17 protein-coding genes are annotated in these 17,877 nt (G+C 33.3%); 12 read left to right on the top strand and 5 right to left on the bottom strand.

Translation table 11 applies throughout. The features are described 5' to 3' along the window. Position 1: 1 nt before the first annotated feature. Positions 2–862: a hypothetical protein gene (locus J2X17_RS12745; RefSeq protein ID WP_310298545.1), complete on the bottom strand. Its 861-nt coding sequence runs from the start codon at positions 860–862 to the stop codon at positions 2–4. Positions 863–1,022: 160 nt separating this feature from the next. On the opposite strand from J2X17_RS12745, the gene J2X17_RS12740 reads away from it, so the two are divergent. The 5 genes from J2X17_RS12740 (at position 1,023) to dnaG (ending at position 6,910) form a co-directional block, all read left to right on the top strand. Then, entirely contained in the window at positions 1,023–2,000 is a 978-nt protein-coding gene (locus tag J2X17_RS12740) for a polyprenyl synthetase family protein (protein WP_310298543.1), read from the top strand. A 200-nt stretch (positions 2,001–2,200) separates the two neighbouring features. Continuing rightward, a complete protein-coding gene (locus J2X17_RS12735; RefSeq protein WP_310298541.1) occupies positions 2,201–2,761 on the top strand; it encodes an RNA polymerase sigma factor in 561 nt (186 codons plus the stop codon). Then, positions 2,748–3,464 (top strand): hypothetical protein, encoded by a 717-nt coding sequence (locus tag J2X17_RS12730; protein ID WP_310298539.1) that lies wholly within the window; start codon positions 2,748–2,750, stop codon positions 3,462–3,464. The genes J2X17_RS12735 and J2X17_RS12730 overlap by 14 nt, the downstream gene beginning before the upstream one ends. 201 nt (positions 3,465–3,665) lie before the next feature. After that, positions 3,666–4,718: a hypothetical protein gene (locus tag J2X17_RS12725; RefSeq protein WP_310298537.1), complete on the top strand. Its 1,053-nt coding sequence runs from the start codon at positions 3,666–3,668 to the stop codon at positions 4,716–4,718. Between the two features lie 128 nt (positions 4,719–4,846). Then, on the top strand, positions 4,847–6,910 hold the full coding sequence (gene dnaG / locus J2X17_RS12720; RefSeq protein ID WP_310298534.1) for a DNA primase: 2,064 nt from the start codon (positions 4,847–4,849) through the stop codon (positions 6,908–6,910). Here dnaG and J2X17_RS12715 read toward each other — a convergent pair. Together J2X17_RS12715 and nadE are read right to left on the bottom strand one after the other, a co-directional pair. Beyond that, on the bottom strand, positions 6,907–7,536 hold the full coding sequence (locus J2X17_RS12715; RefSeq protein ID WP_026730588.1) for a response regulator transcription factor: 630 nt from the start codon (positions 7,534–7,536) through the stop codon (positions 6,907–6,909). The two genes, dnaG and J2X17_RS12715, sit on opposite strands and share 4 nt — an antisense overlap. A 92-nt stretch (positions 7,537–7,628) precedes the next feature. Beyond that, positions 7,629–8,435 carry an NAD(+) synthase gene (nadE, locus tag J2X17_RS12710; protein ID WP_310298532.1) on the bottom strand — a complete coding sequence of 269 codons (807 nt, stop codon included), beginning with the start codon at positions 8,433–8,435 and terminating at the stop codon, positions 7,629–7,631. A gap of 100 nt (positions 8,436–8,535) precedes the next feature. Here nadE and gldB point away from each other — a divergent pair, with 100 nt between their 5' ends. Together gldB and gldC are read left to right on the top strand one after the other, a co-directional pair. Further along, positions 8,536–9,492: a gliding motility lipoprotein GldB gene (gldB, locus tag J2X17_RS12705; protein WP_310298530.1), complete on the top strand. Its 957-nt coding sequence runs from the start codon at positions 8,536–8,538 to the stop codon at positions 9,490–9,492. Further along, entirely contained in the window at positions 9,492–9,827 is a 336-nt protein-coding gene (gldC, locus tag J2X17_RS12700) for a gliding motility protein GldC (protein WP_026985662.1), read from the top strand. Before gldB ends, gldC begins: the two co-directional genes overlap by 1 nt. A 988-nt stretch (positions 9,828–10,815) precedes the next feature. Here gldC and yihA read toward each other — a convergent pair. Continuing rightward, complete coding sequence (gene yihA, locus J2X17_RS12695) at positions 10,816–11,436, bottom strand: ribosome biogenesis GTP-binding protein YihA/YsxC (RefSeq protein ID WP_310298528.1); 621 nt, start codon at positions 11,434–11,436, stop codon at positions 10,816–10,818. A 42-nt stretch (positions 11,437–11,478) separates the two neighbouring features. Continuing rightward, entirely contained in the window at positions 11,479–12,243 is a 765-nt protein-coding gene (locus tag J2X17_RS12690) for an alpha/beta fold hydrolase (protein ID WP_310298525.1), read from the bottom strand. Between the two features lie 379 nt (positions 12,244–12,622). Here J2X17_RS12690 and mraZ point away from each other — a divergent pair, with 379 nt between their 5' ends. Genes mraZ through J2X17_RS12665 form a run of 5 tightly spaced genes read left to right on the top strand, consistent with a single transcriptional unit; the run spans position 12,623 to position 17,805 of the window. Further along, on the top strand, positions 12,623–13,096 hold the full coding sequence (gene mraZ / locus J2X17_RS12685) for a division/cell wall cluster transcriptional repressor MraZ (RefSeq protein WP_310298524.1): 474 nt from the start codon (positions 12,623–12,625) through the stop codon (positions 13,094–13,096). After that, entirely contained in the window at positions 13,071–13,979 is a 909-nt protein-coding gene (rsmH, locus tag J2X17_RS12680; protein ID WP_310298522.1) for a 16S rRNA (cytosine(1402)-N(4))-methyltransferase RsmH, read from the top strand. The genes mraZ and rsmH overlap by 26 nt, the downstream gene beginning before the upstream one ends. Positions 13,980–13,994: 15 nt before the next feature. After that, positions 13,995–14,342, top strand: a complete 348-nt coding sequence (locus J2X17_RS12675) for an FtsL-like putative cell division protein (RefSeq protein WP_209576056.1) — start codon at positions 13,995–13,997, stop codon at positions 14,340–14,342. Continuing rightward, positions 14,333–16,345 (top strand): penicillin-binding protein, encoded by a 2,013-nt coding sequence (locus J2X17_RS12670; RefSeq protein ID WP_310298519.1) that lies wholly within the window; start codon positions 14,333–14,335, stop codon positions 16,343–16,345. Before J2X17_RS12675 ends, J2X17_RS12670 begins: the two co-directional genes overlap by 10 nt. Further along, on the top strand, positions 16,342–17,805 hold the full coding sequence (locus tag J2X17_RS12665) for a UDP-N-acetylmuramoyl-L-alanyl-D-glutamate--2,6-diaminopimelate ligase (protein ID WP_310298517.1): 1,464 nt from the start codon (positions 16,342–16,344) through the stop codon (positions 17,803–17,805). Before J2X17_RS12670 ends, J2X17_RS12665 begins: the two co-directional genes overlap by 4 nt. The last annotated feature ends 72 nt before the right edge of the window (positions 17,806–17,877 follow it).

Below are 17,877 nucleotides of genomic sequence, written 5' to 3'. Positions count from 1 at the left end.
ATTATTTTTTCAAATCAATTTCTTCCGTTACTCCATCTTTGGTGATTTTTGCAAGTGAATCGCAAGTTCCGTCTCCATAATCAATAACTGCCGTAGCGCCATTTTTTGTTATAGAAACAATACCTTTTACAGCAAATGATCTTTTGCAGACAGCTTTAAATTGTAAAGGCGTTGTGATTTCAGCCGTAAAAGTATCTCCGTTTGGAAAAGTTGTTGTCCCGCTTCCGGTTACTAAATATGCATTATCATCCCAATTGAACCAAGTATCAAAACCTTCTACCATTTCTTTAACCAAAGAACCTTTTCTGGTATAAACACCTCCGTCATCAAAAGTTACAGTTATGTCAATTGCAGCTGTAAAAACCGGATGTGCTGTTGCCAGTAAATCAGTTGTTTTAACAGTTCGCACAATGCTTTTGCTGCCTTGAAGTTTTTTGCCATTGTGATAAAAGCCATCAAAAGTGTAACTAATAGTTTGCGTTGAAGCTGCAAAATCATTAGAAAAAGAGATAACCATTTTTCCTTTTACGGTATTTCCGTTTTCAAGAGTACAGCCTTCAACACCAAAATCTACAGTTCTTGTCCAGGTATTATTAGCTAAAACTGTTGTTATAGTAGCACAACTCGGAAGGAAATTTTTTACCGGTCCGCTGGGTTTGCCAGTTACATTTTGTTGCGCAGCAAATTGATCTTCAGCAATATTCGTTACATCATCTATTGAAGCGTCAATTTGAGAGTTTGTAATAATTTCATCTTTAGAAATTGCTGTAGTTGTTCCGTCATTTGTTTTATCATCAGAATTACAACTGATAAAAAAAGATAAAACTACTAATGTTCCAATAAATAAAAATTTTGTTTTCATAATAATTCGTTTTCGTGATTTACTTTTAATTAATGAATTCGAATTAGGCTTTAATCAGATTATGTTTTTTGGTGATTTTTTAAATTAGTACACAATTGTTGATATACTAACTTAAAATACACAACGTTTTTTTATTTAAAATAGTATATTTGGAATCGAAATGAATATTACTTCTCAAATAAAACAGCCCATTTTTGACGAGATGGAACTTTTTGAAACAAAGTTCCATGAATCGATGACTTCAAAGGTGGCATTACTGAACCGTATAACGTATTATATCGTTAATCGTAAAGGGAAACAAATGCGTCCGATGTTTGTTTTTTTGACAGCAAAAATGGTTTCTGGCGGAATAGTAAATGAAAGAACTTATCGTGGAGCTTCGGTAATCGAGCTAATTCATACTGCAACTTTGGTACATGATGATGTTGTCGATGACAGTAATCGCCGTCGCGGATTTTTCTCTATCAATGCACTTTGGAAAAATAAAATCGCCGTTTTGGTTGGTGACTATTTACTTTCAAAAGGATTATTACTTTCGATAGACAATGGCGATTTTGATTTACTTCGAATTATTTCGGTTGCCGTTCGTGAAATGAGTGAAGGTGAATTGCTTCAGATTGAAAAAGCCCGAAGACTCGATATTACAGAAGATATTTATTACGAAATCATCCGAAAAAAAACTGCGACACTTATCGCTGCTTGTTGTGCACTTGGAGCAAAATCTGTAATTGAAGATGATGTTCAGGTAGAGAATATGCGCAAGTTTGGTGAGCTTATCGGAATGGCTTTTCAAATTAAAGATGACTTGTTCGATTATAGTGAAGAAGCTATCGGTAAACCAACCGGAATTGATATTAAAGAGCAGAAAATGACTTTGCCTTTAATTCACGTTTTAAATACTTGTACTCCGCAAGAAAAAAAATGGTTGATAAACTCCATCAAAAACCACAACAAAGACAAAAAACGCGTCAAAGAAGTTATTGCTTTTGTGAAAGACAATAATGGTTTGGCTTACGCCGAAAATAAAATGGTGCAATTTCAGCACGAAGCACTTTTACTTTTAGAGAATTACCCCGATTCTGAGTTTAAAGCTGCCCTTATTTTGATGGTGAATTACGTTATTGAGAGAAAAAAATAATTAGAAAATTAGAAAATTTGCCAATTAGAAAATTGCTCTTATTCCTTTGTTAATAAGAGTTTTGTTGTGTCTGTTTGTAATTTGGAATTTTTTTTATTGAAATTTTCTACAGTTGATGCAACCATTTCTAAACTTCACTCGTCTATGCTAATAGAAGTCCGTTAGTAACCAAAAACAAACCAAATACCAAAAGCTTATAAATGAAAATTATTCATTTACATCATGAAGAAACCGAAATCATAAAGTTGGCTGTCGAAAATAATCGACAAGCACAGCAGCAGATTTATAGCAGGTTTTCTTCAAAAATGCTAAGTGTGTGTCGACAATATATAAAAGACATTCAATTGGCCGAAGATGTGATGATTACGGCTTTTATGAAGGTGTTTACTAATTTGAGCAAGTTCGAAAACAAAGGAAGTTTTGAAGGCTGGATTCGCCGAATTATGGTTAACGAATGCATATCCTATTTAAGAGTTCAAAAAAAAGTAAAGTTTACTGAAGATGAGATTTATATCGAAGAAAGTTTCAATACCATTGACAGCAAGTTTTCGACAGATCAGATTCAGTTTTTAATTGACGCTTTGCCGGATGGTTATAAAATGATTTTCAATTTATACGCCATTGAAGGGTACAAACACAATGAAATTGCAAAGATGCTGGGAATAAACGAAGGGACTTCGAAATCGCAATTATCGCACGCACGAAAAATGCTGCAGACACAAATTAATACATTAAAAAAACAAGATAATGGAACCGAATAATTTAGATAAGGATTTCCGTGAAAAACTAAATCAGCGTACAATTGAACCAAGCGACAAAGCCTGGGATCGATTGGACGCGATGTTGAGTGTAACTGAAGAAAAGAAACCGAACAAGAAAAATAGATGGATGTATGTAGCAGCAGGTCTTATCGGATTTTTATTGGTTGGAAACTTCTTTTTCAATCAAAAGAAAAATATTGTTGAAACTCCAGTAAATACTGTGGTTATTAAAGAAAATGGAAAGAAAGATTCGGTTGAAAAACCAAGTTTAAATACGATTGATTCGACTAAAACAAAAGTAGCAATTTCAGAGCAAACATCCATTCAGAATTCAAATAAAAAAGAAGAGAAAATTTCAAATAAAAAATCTAATCTACTTGTAAAAAATAAAAAAAATCAAATAGCGGAGTCTTCAATCATCATCAAAAACAATCAGGAAAATCAATCCCCTAACAATCAAAATCCAATCATCGAAACTTCAAAAAATGAAAGTGTAGATCAATTGCTGAATTCGGCCGAAAAAACAGTTGTTGCAGAAAATTCGGCTAAGCCAAAAACAAAAATTAAAGTCAACGCCAACGATTTATTAAATCAGGTTGATGGCGAATTAGAACTTTCGTTTAGAGAAAAAGTGATTACTAAAGTCAATAAAAACTATCAGACAGTAAAAGTGGCTTTGGCAAACAGAAATCAGCAGGAGTAAAGAGTAAAGAATAAAGAGTAAAGAATAAAGAGTAAAGAGTAAAGAGTAAAGAGACAAGAAAATAGAATCTAGATCTTTAGTTCCGGAGAAACGATGCGCATTGTAGTGTCGTGTTTAACCCGATGGAGATGGAAAACCATTCACAATTCAGCATTTATAATTCACAATTAATCATCATCAATCAATTAAAAAAAATCAATCATGAAAAATTTTACCATTTATCTCGTTATCGTAATCTTTATGTTTGTCAGCAAAGTGCTGGGGCAGGAAACTTTCGAATCCAAAGCAAGGCAGATTGCTAACAAAATAGAAAAGATTACAAAAGAAGAAAAAGAAACTTTAAAACAAGAAGTTGAAGCAGTGAATGTGCAACTATCTGAAGGGAAAATTACGCAGGAACAGGCAGACAAACGCAAAAAAGAATTAGCTGAAGCCCGAGCTACAATTATTGAGGAAAAAGTGACTTTGGCACAAAGCGAACTTAATGATCTGGTACAGCAAAAAGTTGACGGAAAGATCAAAGAAGATTCAGTAAACAAACATACTTTGGTTATTCATTGGAATGACAAAGATTGGAACGAAAATCATAAAAAAAGAAAAGATTCGATTCGTGGAGAAAGAAGAACTACATCGCAATTTGTGTTTGCAATGGGTTTGAATAATATGATGGTCGACGGTAAACTTCAGGATTCTAACTACAGTTTTATAGGTTCGCATTTCTACGAATGGGGTTTTACCTATAATTCAAGATTGATGAAAAACGACAATTTATTGCATGCAAAATACGGACTTTCATTAATGTACAATAATATTCGCCCAACGGACAATCGTTATTTTGTAGTGAATGGAGAGCAGACAAATTTAGAAGTCAATGCTATAAATCTTGATGAATCGCGCTTTAGAAATGTTTATATCGAATTGCCTCTTCATCTGGAATTTGACTTCACGAAACCTAAAATAAGTAACGGAAAAACCTATTTTAGAACACAAAAAAGTTTCCGATTTGGAATTGGAGGTTACGCCGGAATCAATGTAAAGTCAAAACAGATTTTAAAATACGATCAGGACGATTTAGATTATAAAGTAAGGGTAAAAGGCGATTATAATGTCAATAATTTCAATTATGGAGTGAGTTCTTACATTGGATATCAGGATATGAGTTTGTATGTAAAATACGACTTAAGCCCTTTGTTTCAGGACAATTTAATTAAAGAAAATAATATTTCATTAGGATTACGTCTTGATTTGAATTAATTATAAAATTGAATTTAGTTAGTAGAAAAAGCACTTCGAAAGAGGTGCTTTTTTTATGGAAAAGCATAAGATTTCAAGCAGGATTTGTGTATTTTTACAAGCTTTCAACTTTAAAAATATTTTACGTTTTGATTTCACAAAGTACAATTGATTCCGTTTTTGAAACTGCTCGTGTAGAGGAGGTTATTGGTGATTTTGTAAATCTAAAACGTGCCGGAAGTAATTTTAAAGGTTTGAGTCCGTTCTCAGATGAGCGCTCGCCGTCGTTCATGGTGTCGCCTGCCAAGGGGATTTGGAAAGATTTTAGTACAGGAAAAGGAGGGAATTCTGTTAAATTTTTAATGGAGCATTCTCAATTTACCTATCCGGAAGCAATTCGGTATTTAGCCAAAAAATACAATATTGAAATTGAAGAAACAGAAGTATCAGAAGCGGATAAAGCTATAACCGATGTTCGTGAAAGTATGTATCTGGTTTCGGAATTTGCTTCAAAATATTTTCATGATGTTCTTCTCAATTCTGAAGAAGGAAAAGCAATTGGACTTTCTTATTTTAAGGAAAGAGGTTTTACAAACGAAACGATCAAAAAGTTTAGTTTAGGATATTCGCCGGAAACCTGGGATGCGCTTACCAAAGAAGCTTTAGGAAAAGGTTATAAACTGGAGTTTTTAGAAAGCACCGGTTTGACAATTCCGAGAGAAGATCGTCCTTTTGACCGTTTTAAAGGTCGTGTGATGTTTCCAATTCAAAGTATGTCCGGACGAGTTTTAGGTTTTGGAGGACGTATTTTAACGAACGATAAAAAAGCAGCAAAGTATTTAAATTCGCCAGAAAGTGATATTTACCATAAGAGTAAAGTGCTTTATGGGATTTTTCAGGCTAAGCAGTCTATCGCCAAGCAAAACAATTGTTATTTAGTTGAAGGTTATACTGATGTGATTCAGTTCAATCAGGCTGGAATCGAAAATGTGGTGGCATCGTCAGGAACCGCATTAACACCAGATCAAATTAGGTTAATCAATCGTTTGACTCGAAATATTACCGTACTTTTTGATGGAGATGCTGCAGGATTGCGTGCGTCTATTCGCGGAATCGATTTGATTTTGGAAGAAGGAATGAACGTTAGAGTTTGTTCTTTTCCTGATGGGGAAGATCCGGATAGTTTTGCCCGAAAAAATTCTCATGATGATTTAGTAGCTTATTTAGAAGAAAATAGTAAAGATTTTATACAGTTCAAAGCTTCCATTTTGATGAAAGAAGCTAAGAACGATCCTATAAAAAAAGCAGATTTAATTCGGGATATGGTTGTGAGTATTTCGAAAATTCCGGACCGTATTCAGCGTGAAGTTTATACTCAGGAATGTGCACGAATAATGGATATTTCGGAGCAGGTTTTGGTAAGTACATTAGCGCAGCTGATTCAAAAAGATCTTACCGAAGCTAATAAAAAGCAAAAGCAGGAACAAAAACCTTTTGAAGTTCATAGAAACCAAAATCCTAAAAACACGGGTTTTTCAGGAGGAGATCCGGACGATCCAAGAGGGCCGGAGGATTTTTTTCAAGGTGAGCCTGGATATCCACAACAGCAGCAACAAACTGAAAAGGTTGATATATTATATCGTCTGGAACGAAAAGTAATTGAAATTTTGTTGCTTTATGGAGATAAAACCGAAGAGTTTGAAGATGTGCTTTTGAAAAGCAATGAAGAGGGTGAAATCGAAATGGTTACAGAAAAGAAAGAATACAAAGTTTTTCAGCGTATTTATTTGAGTTTGCAGGAAGATGAGGTTGAGCTTTCAAATAATTTATTCCGGGATATTTTCACAGATTTAATTTCATTCTATCTTCAAAATGAAAAATTTAGTCTGGAGCAGTATTTAATGCGTTTACAGCCTGACTTTGCTCAGGAAGTAACGGATATTTTGATGGAAGATGAAAAAGTAACGCTGCACAATTGGGAAGGGCAGAATATTTTTGCAAAAGATAAACAGGCCGGTATTGCTCAATATGTTACTGAAACCATTATGTCTATGCGTTGGTTTTTGGTAGATCGAATTATTGAAGAATTAAAAAGCTCTATAAAACCTGATAATTCAGATAATACAGAGCTTTTGTCTATGGTTGTCGATTACTCAAAACTGGTAAATTCATTCTCGAAAAAACTAGGAAGAGTAATGTCGAGATACCATTAAATAATTTCTAAAGTCTTTGCTTTGTTTACTAAGTCAACTAAATTAGTAACATTCAATTTAGTCAATAATCTTAATTTGTATGTACTGATCGTTTTTTCGTTCAGGTTTAAGATTTTAGAGATTTCATTGTTTTTTTTACCATCACTTAAGTAACGTAAAACTTCAATCTCGCGATTCGAAAGTTTTCTGTACAAACGTTCACTTTTGCTTTGTTTAGCAATTAGAGCCATGTTTTTACGTACCGTTTCGTTGATGATAATTTTCCCTTCATGTACCTTAATAATAGAAAGACCTAAAGTTTCAAGTTTTTCTGTTTTGTGCACATACCCGGAAACTCCTGCTTTAATTGCATTTGGAGCATACATTTGCTCGGCGAGGTCACTGAAAATTACAATTTTTGTTTTTGGGAAGTTTTTCAAGATCGATTTAACTTCAAAAATACTAGAAAGACCCTCTAATTCTAAATCTAAAATCAGAATGTCAATTTCCTTCGTTTGAAGAATATCTCTAACCATTGAAAAGTTACCTACGTTGGCAACAATTGAAATTTGATCGTGGTCTTTAAAATAAGACTTAACGCCAAAGTGAGTCACAGGATGATTGTCTGCAAGACATACTTTAATCATAATTTTTACCTTTTTTAGAATTGTTCATGTTTTTGGAACGGTAAAATTAATAAATAAATTCTGTAATTAATTGCAGATGAATGTTAAAAATTTCATTTTAACGTTTTTGGAATCACACATACAGGGATTGCATCCATTTTATGCTTGTTACTGGTGTTTAAACGTTTATAAATTTCAAAGACAGATTTTTCTCTCCCATCAAAGTCAGCTATTGTTTTTCCTGACTCCGCGGCCAACATCGCCCATTCGAGTTCATCATAACTTGCTCCTAATTGATCTTCATCGGTTCTGTTGTCACCAAATAATCCATCTGTTGGGGCTGCTGTTAAAATTGATTCGGGAATTGTTAAAAAAGCCCCAAGAGCATAAACATCAGATTTCATTAAATCCGCAATCGGACTTAAATCAACTCCTCCATCGCCGTATTTTGTATAAAATCCTACTCCAAAATCTTCCACTTTATTTCCTGTTCCTGCCACTAAAAGGCCATGAATTCCAGCTAAATAGTATAAAGAAGTCATGCGTAAACGAGCACGTGTATTGGCCAACGACAAGCTTACTTTAGCATCGTCATCAGTTTTTGGAACGGAGCTCTTAAAAGCCTCAAAAGTAGCTGTCAAATCAGTTTCTACACTCGAAACGTTCGGGAAGCGTTTTTTTAATTGTTCAATATGTTCTCTCCCTCTTGAAACTTGACTTGCAGCCTGGTGAATTGGCATTTCAACACATAAAACTTGTAAACCGGTTTGTGCGCATAAGGTAGAAGTTACCGCAGAATCTACTCCGCCGGAAATTCCGATTACAAAACCATTTACTTTTGCATTGTTAGCATAATTTTTTAACCACTCTACAATGTGAGTATTTACTTTTTCTGTCTGAATAGTACTTTTTTTAGCCATAATAGTTCAAGTTTTAAGATACAGGGATGTATATTTGCATAAAATTTTTTAAGTAGATGTTTTACTTAAATTTCAGCTACACAAATCTAATTAAAATAAAATGAAAATATATCGCCTTGCAGTGGTTCTGTGCTTGTTTTTTTTGTCTTGTGATCAAAAAAGTAAAGTAGAAAAAGAAGTTGAAGAAATTCCTGTTGATATTAAAGTAGAGCGTTTCGACAAAGTCTTTTTTGAAACAAAGCCTGAAGATTTGGCAAAGGTAAAAAGGCAATATCCTTTCTTTTTCCCCCCCGGTAATGATGATGCGGTTTGGTTAAATAAAATGCAGGACCCTTTGTGGAGAGAAGTTTATACTGAAGTGCAAAAAAAATATTCGGATTTTGAACCGGTGCGTGAGCAATTCAATGCACTTTTTAAACATGTGAAATATTATTTTCCGAAGACCAAAACACCAAAAGTAATTACAGTAATCGGAGAAATGGATTATAATGCGAAAGCTATTTATGCAGATAGTTTGGTAATTGTTGCGTTAGAATTGTATTTGGGAAAAGAACATAAATTTTATGAGTTCCCAACTTATCTAAAGGCAAATTTTGAAGAAAAACAGATTATGCCGGATGTGGTTTCTAGTTTTACTTATCGAAATATTCCTCCATTTCCAGATAAAAATTTAATTTCTCAAATGATTTTTGAAGGAAAGCAATTGTATGCCAAAGATTTGCTGTTGCCAGATTATACAGATGCTGAGAAAATTGGCTATACTCCGGAACAAATAAAATGGTGTGAAGAAAATGAAGCGTACATGTGGCGCTATTTTATTGAAAAAGAAATGTTGTACAGTGACGATCCTAAATTAAATGCCCGTTTTATTGCTCCTGCACCGTTTTCTAAGTTTTTTCTGGAAATAGATAACGACTCGCCAGGAAGAGTGGGAGCCTGGATTGGCTGGCAGATGGTACGTTCATACATGAAGAATAATAATACAACCTTGCCGGAATTATTAAAAACAAATAGTAAAGAGATTTTCGAAAAGTCAAAATATAAACCTAAGAAATAATGTCAGATACAATAAACTCAGAAATTAAATTCAATATAGAATTAGACGAAAACCGTGTTCCTGAAAAATTAACGTGGAGTGCACAAGACGGCGGGGTTCAGGCCGAAGAAGCAAAAGCAATTATGTTGTCAATTTGGGACAGTAAAGCAAAAGAAACCATGCGTATTGATTTGTGGACAAAAGATATGCCGGTAGATGAAATGAAAATTTTCTTTCACCAGACTTTAGTTGCAATGTCAGATACTTTTAAACGTGCCACAGATGACGAAAAAATGTCAGATACAATGAAAGATTTCTGTGATTATTTTGCAGAAAAACTGGAATTGACAAAGTAGTAGATTTGGCTAAATATAAAATTCCGAATTCCAGACTTTATGATTGGAATTCGGAATTTTATATTTCTAGATTTTATCGTTTAAATGAAATTTAAAAATTGGAATTTCGAGCCAAATCTTGATTTTAGAATAAAATTTAATTTTCAATTTTAAAATGATTTATATTTATAGATTATTTTAGTACAGTAAAACTTGACCTTATGTTATTTCCTTTTTTTGTAAGCCTTGTTGGGCTGTTTTTTTTACTAATAAACAGTATTCTGTTTTATAGGGCTCGAAAAAATAAAAGTATTCAGTATTCGATAATTACGATTTATTTGATTTGTTTATTTGTAGAGGAATTACTTTGTAATATTACTGGTTTTTACCGTCCGGGATCTAACTTTTTTCTTTCACATTACTATTTTATTTTTCAATTTATAGCTTTAAGTGCATTTTTTCGACAAGTATTTTCAAATATTGCTTTAAAGAGGATAGTTCTTTTTTTTCTGATATTGGTTTTAATTTTATTGGCGATACAGTATTATAGAAAGCCTGATCTTTATTGGGAATTTAATTTGTTCGAAATTGGTGTTACTTCAGGATTGTTAATTTCTTATGGATTAATTTTTTTAATACAAAATCTTAAAAAAAATAAATCTAATTATTTGTATTTCACTAACGGATTAGTAATGTATCTAACCAGTAGTTTGAGTATTTTTTTAACCGGTAATACTGATTCAGTAATTTTTACTGAGCCATTTTTGCTTGATTTTTGGTTTTTTAATTCCTTGTTTTATATCGTATATCAATTTTTAATATTTAAAGAGTGGAAAGTTTTAACTGTAAAGAATCGATTAAGAATTCCACAGGAATAATTTTGTAAATATTCTGAAAGATCAGATCGACAAAGGATTAAATGCTAAAAAATCCCAAATTCCAAGTGTTAATTGGAATTTGGGATTTTTATTTGTTATGTTTTCCTTTTTTGGAATTTCTTATTTGGAATTTAAAATTGACCGTTGTTTTTAAAAACCTCCTGATTTACTTCATCAATATAAGATAAAAGTTCTTCTTTTCCAGTAGATTCTGTAGAAGAGGTTACGAAATACTGAGGCATTTCTTCCCAGTTATTAGCAAACATTTGTTTTTTGTATGCTGCAATATGAGAGTCAATTTTTGTCTTGCTGATTTTATCTGCTTTCGTAAAAATGATGCAAAATGGAATTTCGCTTTCGCCCATATACGACATAAATTCAATGTCAATATTTTGAGCTTCGTGGCGAATATCAATCAAAACAAAAGCGCAAACTAATTGCTCTCTGGTTTCAAAATAATCTGTGATGAATTGCTGAAAAACTGATTTTGTTTTTTTAGAAACTTTCGCGTAACCATAACCGGGTAAATCGACCAAAAACCAATTATTATTGATTTTAAAGTGATTTATTAATTGAGTTTTGCCAGGTCTTCCTGATGTTTTTGCTAAATTTTTATGATTGGTAAGCATGTTGATCAACGATGACTTACCTACGTTTGATCTTCCGATAAAAGCATATTCTGGCAAAAATTCTGCAGGGCATTTTGCTACTTCAGAATTGCTGACAATAAATTCGGCGGTTGTAATTTTCATGTTTTTTGGTTTTAAAACCTCCTAAAAGTCGAGAGATAGATGCTATAAATTCGTTTTAACGAGCCATTCTTCAAGAATTTTGTTGAATTCCTGAGGATGTTCCATCATAGCAGCGTGTCCACATTTGTCTATCCAATACAAGCTTGAATTAGGCAATAATTTATCAAATTCTTCGGCAACATTTGGTGGTGTAACGGCATCATTTTTACCCCAAATAATACAGGTTTCTACTGTCATTTTTGGTAAATCTTTTGCCATATTATGACGAATTGCACTTTTGGCAATCGTTAAGGTTTTTATTAATTTGATACGGTCATTAACGGTAGCATAAACTTCATCAATAAGTTCCGGAGTAGCAATTGCAGGATCGTAAAATACGTCTTCGGCTTTCTTTTTGATGTACTCATAATCACCTCTTTTTGGATAGCTATCACCCATCGCACTTTCATAAAGACCAGAGCTTCCGGTAATGACAAGTCCGGCAACTTTTTCGGGGTATAATTTTGTGTGATAAAGTGCAATGTGTCCTCCTAACGAATTACCTAATAAAATGACCTTGTCAAAACCTTTAAAAGTGATAAAGTCTTTTACGTATTTAGCAAAACTTTTTACATTGGTTTTTAAAATACTCTGAGTATATATTGGCAAATCCGGGATGACAACTTTGTATCCTTTTGTTGGAAAATATTCGGCTACAGCATCAAAGTTGCTTAGACCTCCCATTAAGCCGTGTAAGATAACGATAGGAGTTCCTTCTCCAGCTTCATAATAGCTGTATTTGCCTTCTTTTTTGTAGTGTTTGTCCATCTAATTTAATGCCAATTTCAATTTCGACAAATATAGGGTTTAATAAATAAAAATGAATTTTTGCTACCATTTTTTAACTAGATAATTTTTGTAGAATTTATAAGTGTTTAAAAATCAGCTTATAGGGGCGATATAACGTGTTTTTAAAAATGTTAAAAAACCGATATAATAATTAGTTTTTTAAGAGAAAGACTGCATATTTTTTTTAATTGAGATATAATATTGAGTTCAAAATAAATATTAGTTAAAGTATTGATAGTCTATTGATTAATGGTGGTGGGGTAAAAGTGGTTAAACTTATTAACAAAGTGGTACATAGTGGTAAAATGTGGTAATATTTTTTATATTTTTGTCCTATAACATATCTAACCAAATTTTCTTGAATACAATAGTTGGAACATATGAGTGTAAAGTCGATGCTAAAGGGAGGCTAATGATGCCTGCGCCTTTGAAAAAGCAATTGGCTTCTTCTCTTCAAAACGGATTCGTTTTGAAGCGCTCGGTTTTTCAACAGTGTCTCGAATTGTATCCGATGGATGAATGGGACTTGATGATGCAAAAGATCAACAAACTAAATCGTTTTGTAAAAAAGAACAATGATTTCATTCGAAGATTTACTGCCGGTGTTAAAGTGGTAGATATTGATGCATTAGGAAGATTGTTGGTACCAAAAGATTTGGTAGCTTTTTCAGGTATTTCTAAAGATGTGGTTTTTTCATCTGCGGTTAATATTGTGGAAATTTGGGATAAGGATTTATATGAAAAATCAATAAGCGGCGAAGATATGGATTTTGCGGATCTAGCTGAAGAAGTAATGGGAAATATTAATGACGACGACAATGGAATATCATAATCCGGTTTTGCTTCATCCTACAGTTGATGGTTTAAATATTAAGCCTGATGGTATATATGTAGATGTTACGTTTGGTGGTGGTGGTCATTCAAAAGAAATTTTGAGACGTTTGGGGCCAAACGGAAAATTATTTGCTTTTGATCAGGATGAAGATGCGCTTGCAAATGCGTTGCCAGATGAAAGGTTCACCTTAATTAATGAGAACTTCAGATTTATAAAAAGATTTTTGCGTTTTCATGGTGTTAAAGGAGTAGATGGTATTCTTGCTGATTTAGGTGTTTCATCGCATCAGTTCGATGTTCCGGAAAGAGGTTTCTCAACAAGATTTGATGCCGGACTAGATATGCGGATGAGTCAGAAAAATGATTTAAATGCTTATCGGGTGGTTAACGAATATGAAGAACAGGATTTACGTCGTGTTTTTTTTGATTATGGGGAGTTGAAAAATGCACCAGTTTTGGCAAGAACAATTGTTGAAGCCAGAGAGAAATATCCAATTAAAACGACTGATGAATTAAAGGATGTTTTAGCAAAACATTTACCTGAAAGAGTTAAAAATAAAATATTGGCTCAGATTTATCAGGCAATTCGAATTGAGGTAAATCAGGAAATGGATGTTTTAAAAGAGTTTATTGAGCAGTCATTAGAGATTTTAAATCCGGGTGGAAGATTATCAGTGATCTCATATCATTCTTTAGAAGATAGATTGGTGAAGAGATTTATTAAAAACGGAATGTTTGAAGGAGAACCTGAACGTGATTTTTTTGGAAACTTTTCGGTTCCTTTTAAAACCATCGGAAAATTGATTGTTCCTGACGATGCTGAAATTAAAATCAACAATAGAGCAAGAAGTGCAAAATTAAGAATTGCAGAGAAGATATAATATTAAGGTAGAAAAATGAAAGGCGGAGTATTTAGCATATTAAAAGCAAGGTTTCTTATAAATGATGACGCTGTAAAAAACTGGCGATTCATTGTTTTTATCATTTTACTTGCCATTATAATGATTGCCAATACACAGCGATACGAACAAAAGGTTTTTGAAATTGCAAAACTGAACAATGAAGTAAAAGAATTGCGATCTGAATTTGTAGACCGACGTTCTGAACTAATGAAATTAAAAATGGAGTCAACGATATCGGATAAAATGTTAGAAAAACAGATTTTTCCATCAACAGTTCCTCCGGTAAAAATAGAAGTTAAAAAAGAAGAAGAAAAAAGTTTCTTTAAAAGAATATGGCAGTAGACGATAAACATATATCCTACAGAATTTACCTCGTAGCAGTTTTCATCTTCGTGATGGCAATTGCTATTGTCGTTAAATTAACCAATATTCAATGGGTTGAAGGAGATTATTATAGAAAACTGGCAAAACAGCGTACAGTTAGAAATTTTGTAATTCCGGCGAACAAAGGAAATATTTATTCTGCTGATGGAAGTTTACTGGCAACGTCAATCCCTAATTATGAAATTAGATTTGATGCAAAAGCGCCAAAAACGGAAACTTTCGAGAAACACGTAAAAGCATTGTCAGATTCACTGGCTACTGTTTTAGATAGACCAGGTGGTTATTACGAACAGGAATTAAGAAAAGCCAGAGCCAATAAAAATCGCTATTATTTGATTGCCCGCAATTTGAGTTATACGGAATATGTAAAAATTAAAGGTTTCCCATTATTCAATTTAGGCGCTTTTAAAGGAGGAATTATAATTGAACAAGAAACAGTTAGGAAACATCCGATAGGGAAAATTGCTGAAAGAACGATAGGTTATGACCGAATCGATCCGGCAACGGGAGTTGAAGTTGGGAAAGGAATCGAATGGGCTTTTAAAAGTTATCTGAACGGGAAAGACGGTAAGATCCTAAAGCAAAAAATTGCAAAAGGACAATGGAAACCTATTCGTGATGTAAATGAAGTTGATCCAATTGATGGTTACGATGTGATTTCTACAATTGATGTATTTATTCAGGATATTGCACATCACGCTTTATTGAAGCAACTTCAGGATTATGAAGCAGATCATGGTTGTGTGGTAGTTATGGAAACTGAAACAGGTCATGTAAAAGCGATTTCGAATTTAGGAAGATCAGAAGACGGATCATATTTCGAAACAACAAATTATGCAATTGCTGAATCTCATGAACCGGGATCTACTTTTAAATTGGTGGATTTAATGGCGATTTTAGATGATAAAGTAGCAGATACAAGCACGGTTTATGATAGTCACGGTGGACAAGTAAGATATTATGGGCGTCCTGTTAATGATTCACACAAAGGAGGTTATGGGAAAGTTTCATTAGCGCGTGGTTTTGAACTTTCCTCCAATACGGTAATGGTTCAGGCAGTTTATGATAATTACAAAAGTAATCCATCAAGATTTGTGAATCATATTAAGAGTTATGGATTAGATAAAACATTAGGATTGCATTTTAAAGGAGAAGGAAGGCCTCATATCCCACAACCAGGGGATAAACATTGGTCGGGAATTTCACTTCCGTGGATGGCTTTTGGATATGAAGTTTCAGTTACACCAATGCAGACATTGGCATTTTACAATTCGGTTGCAAATAATGGCGTAATGGTAAAACCGCAGTTTGTATCGGAAATTAAAGAATGGAACAAAACAATTAAAAAATTCGATACAGAAGTAATCAATCCAAGGGTTTGCTCACCAGAAACAATTAAAAAACTAAGAGCTGTTTTGTTGAATGTGGTTAAAAAAGGAACAGCTTCAAAATTGTATTCGAAAGATTTTTCAATGGCAGGAAAAACAGGAACGGCTCAGATGAATTATGGAGGAAAAGAAGGGAAGTCTGCATTGTATTATGCCTCTTCTTTTGTGGGATATTTTCCGGCTGATCATCCTAAATATTCTTGTATTGTTGTCGTTCATAAACCAAATACAGCTAAAAATAATTATTACGGAGCTGATGTGGCCGGGCCGGTTTTCAAAAGAATTGCCCAAAAGATATTTACAGATGCGCCTTCAACAAATACTATAAAAAAACTAGATTCAAGAATTCCAAAACAAGATTCCAGTTACGATAAATATTATGTTGTTGAAGCCACTAAAAAATCAAATCAAGTTCCAGATTTAAAAGGAATGCCAGGAATGGATGCGATTGCTTTACTGGAGAATTTAGGTTTGAAAGTAAAAGTAAACGGAGTAGGAAAAGTTAAAAAACAGTCTTTGCAGGCTGGACAAAATATTAGTAAAAATACAACTATAGTATTAGAATTATCGTGAAAATACTGAAAGACATATTATATAAAGTAGCGATTGAATCTGTAACAGGTTCGACAGAAATCGACATACACAAAATTGATTTTGATTCAAGGAAGATTGAAGCAAATGATGTTTTCGTTGCAATTCGCGGATCACTTTCTGATGGACATGATTATATCGAAAAAGCAATTCAGTTAGGAGCGATTACTGTTATTTGCGATACATTGCCAGAAAATATTGAAAAAGGAATTACATACATAAAGGTAAAAGATACCAATACAGCTTTAGCTTTTATGGCTGCTAATTATTTCGGAAATCCATCTGAAAAATTAAAATTAGTTGGCGTTACAGGTACAAACGGAAAAACAACAATTGCATCTTTATTATTTCAATTGTTTCAAAAAGCAGGTTTTAAAGTTGGTTTATTATCAACCGTAAAAATCATGGTTGATGAAACGGAATTTAAAGCAACACATACGACGCCAGATTCGATTACGATCAATTATTATTTAAATGAAATGATTGAAGCTGGGGTAACGCACTGTTTTATGGAAGTGAGTTCTCATGGAATTCATCAAAAAAGAACAGAAGCTTTGCATTTTGTGGGTGGGATTTTTACCAATCTTTCGCACGATCATTTGGATTATCATCCAACTTTCGCAGAATATAGAGATGTGAAAAAATCATTTTTTGATTCATTGCCAAAAACAGCTTTCGCTTTATCAAACATCGACGATAAAAACGGAACGGTAATGCTTCAAAATACGGTTGCGAGAAAATTCACGTATGCCTTAAAATCTTATGCAGATTTTAAAGCAACAATATTAGAAAGCCAATTGTCCGGATTATTATTAAAAGTAAACGACAATGAAGTTTGGGTAAAACTAATTGGAACTTTTAATGCTTACAATGTTTTGGCTATTTATGGAACTGCGATCGAATTGGGAATGGATAGTCTTGAAGCGTTACGCTTACTGTCTGATTTAGAAAGTGTTTCGGGTCGTTTCCAGTATATTGTTTCAGGGGGAAACATTACTGCGATTGTAGATTACGCACATACGCCGGATGCATTAGATAATGTTTTAAAAACAATCGATGACATTCGTACTAAAAATGAGCAATTGCTTACAGTTGTGGGTTGTGGCGGAAACAGAGATAAAACAAAAAGACCAATAATGGCTAAAATTGCTTCAGATCTTAGTGACAAAGCGATTTTAACCTCTGATAATCCAAGAAACGAAGATCCGGAAGTGATTTTAGATGAAATGGAAAAAGGTGTTGAAGCTCACAATTTTAAAAAAATGTTGAGAATTACCGACAGAAAACAGGCTATTAAAACAGCTTGTCAATTAGCTCAGCCAAATGATATCATTTTAATAGCAGGAAAGGGACATGAAACCTATCAGGAAGTAAATGGCGTTCGTCATCATTTTGACGATATGGAAACTGTAAAAGAAATTTTAGAACAACTCGGGAAATAACAAAAAGGAAATTCCAAATTCCAATTTAGATGTTGGAATTTGAGATTTAAAAATTGGAATTTAAAATAAAAG

This window comes from Flavobacterium aquidurense, from assembly GCF_031458035.1.
Lineage (GTDB): Bacteria > Bacteroidota > Bacteroidia > Flavobacteriales > Flavobacteriaceae > Flavobacterium > Flavobacterium aquidurense_C.
Note: the sequence above shows the minus strand (reverse complement) of the source record. Positions and strands in the feature narration are given on the sequence as shown.

Coding starts and splice junctions, on each gene's coding strand:
- J2X17_RS12735 (WP_310298541.1), top strand. CDS start 2,201: ATGAAAATTATTCATTTACATCATGAAGAAACCGAAATCATAAAGTTG.
- J2X17_RS12670 (WP_310298519.1), top strand. CDS start 14,333: ATGGCAGTAGACGATAAACATATATCCTACAGAATTTACCTCGTAGCA.
- J2X17_RS12715 (WP_026730588.1), bottom strand. CDS start 7,536: ATGATTAAAGTATGTCTTGCAGACAATCATCCTGTGACTCACTTTGGC.
- nadE (WP_310298532.1), bottom strand. CDS start 8,435: ATGGCTAAAAAAAGTACTATTCAGACAGAAAAAGTAAATACTCACATT.
- J2X17_RS12745 (WP_310298545.1), bottom strand. CDS start 862: ATGAAAACAAAATTTTTATTTATTGGAACATTAGTAGTTTTATCTTTT.
- J2X17_RS12675 (WP_209576056.1), top strand. CDS start 13,995: ATGAAAGGCGGAGTATTTAGCATATTAAAAGCAAGGTTTCTTATAAAT.
- gldC (WP_026985662.1), top strand. CDS start 9,492: ATGTCAGATACAATAAACTCAGAAATTAAATTCAATATAGAATTAGAC.
- gldB (WP_310298530.1), top strand. CDS start 8,536: ATGAAAATATATCGCCTTGCAGTGGTTCTGTGCTTGTTTTTTTTGTCT.
- rsmH (WP_310298522.1), top strand. CDS start 13,071: ATGACGACGACAATGGAATATCATAATCCGGTTTTGCTTCATCCTACA.
- J2X17_RS12690 (WP_310298525.1), bottom strand. CDS start 12,243: ATGGACAAACACTACAAAAAAGAAGGCAAATACAGCTATTATGAAGCT.
- J2X17_RS12730 (WP_310298539.1), top strand. CDS start 2,748: ATGGAACCGAATAATTTAGATAAGGATTTCCGTGAAAAACTAAATCAG.
- J2X17_RS12725 (WP_310298537.1), top strand. CDS start 3,666: ATGAAAAATTTTACCATTTATCTCGTTATCGTAATCTTTATGTTTGTC.
- J2X17_RS12740 (WP_310298543.1), top strand. CDS start 1,023: ATGAATATTACTTCTCAAATAAAACAGCCCATTTTTGACGAGATGGAA.
- yihA (WP_310298528.1), bottom strand. CDS start 11,436: ATGAAAATTACAACCGCCGAATTTATTGTCAGCAATTCTGAAGTAGCA.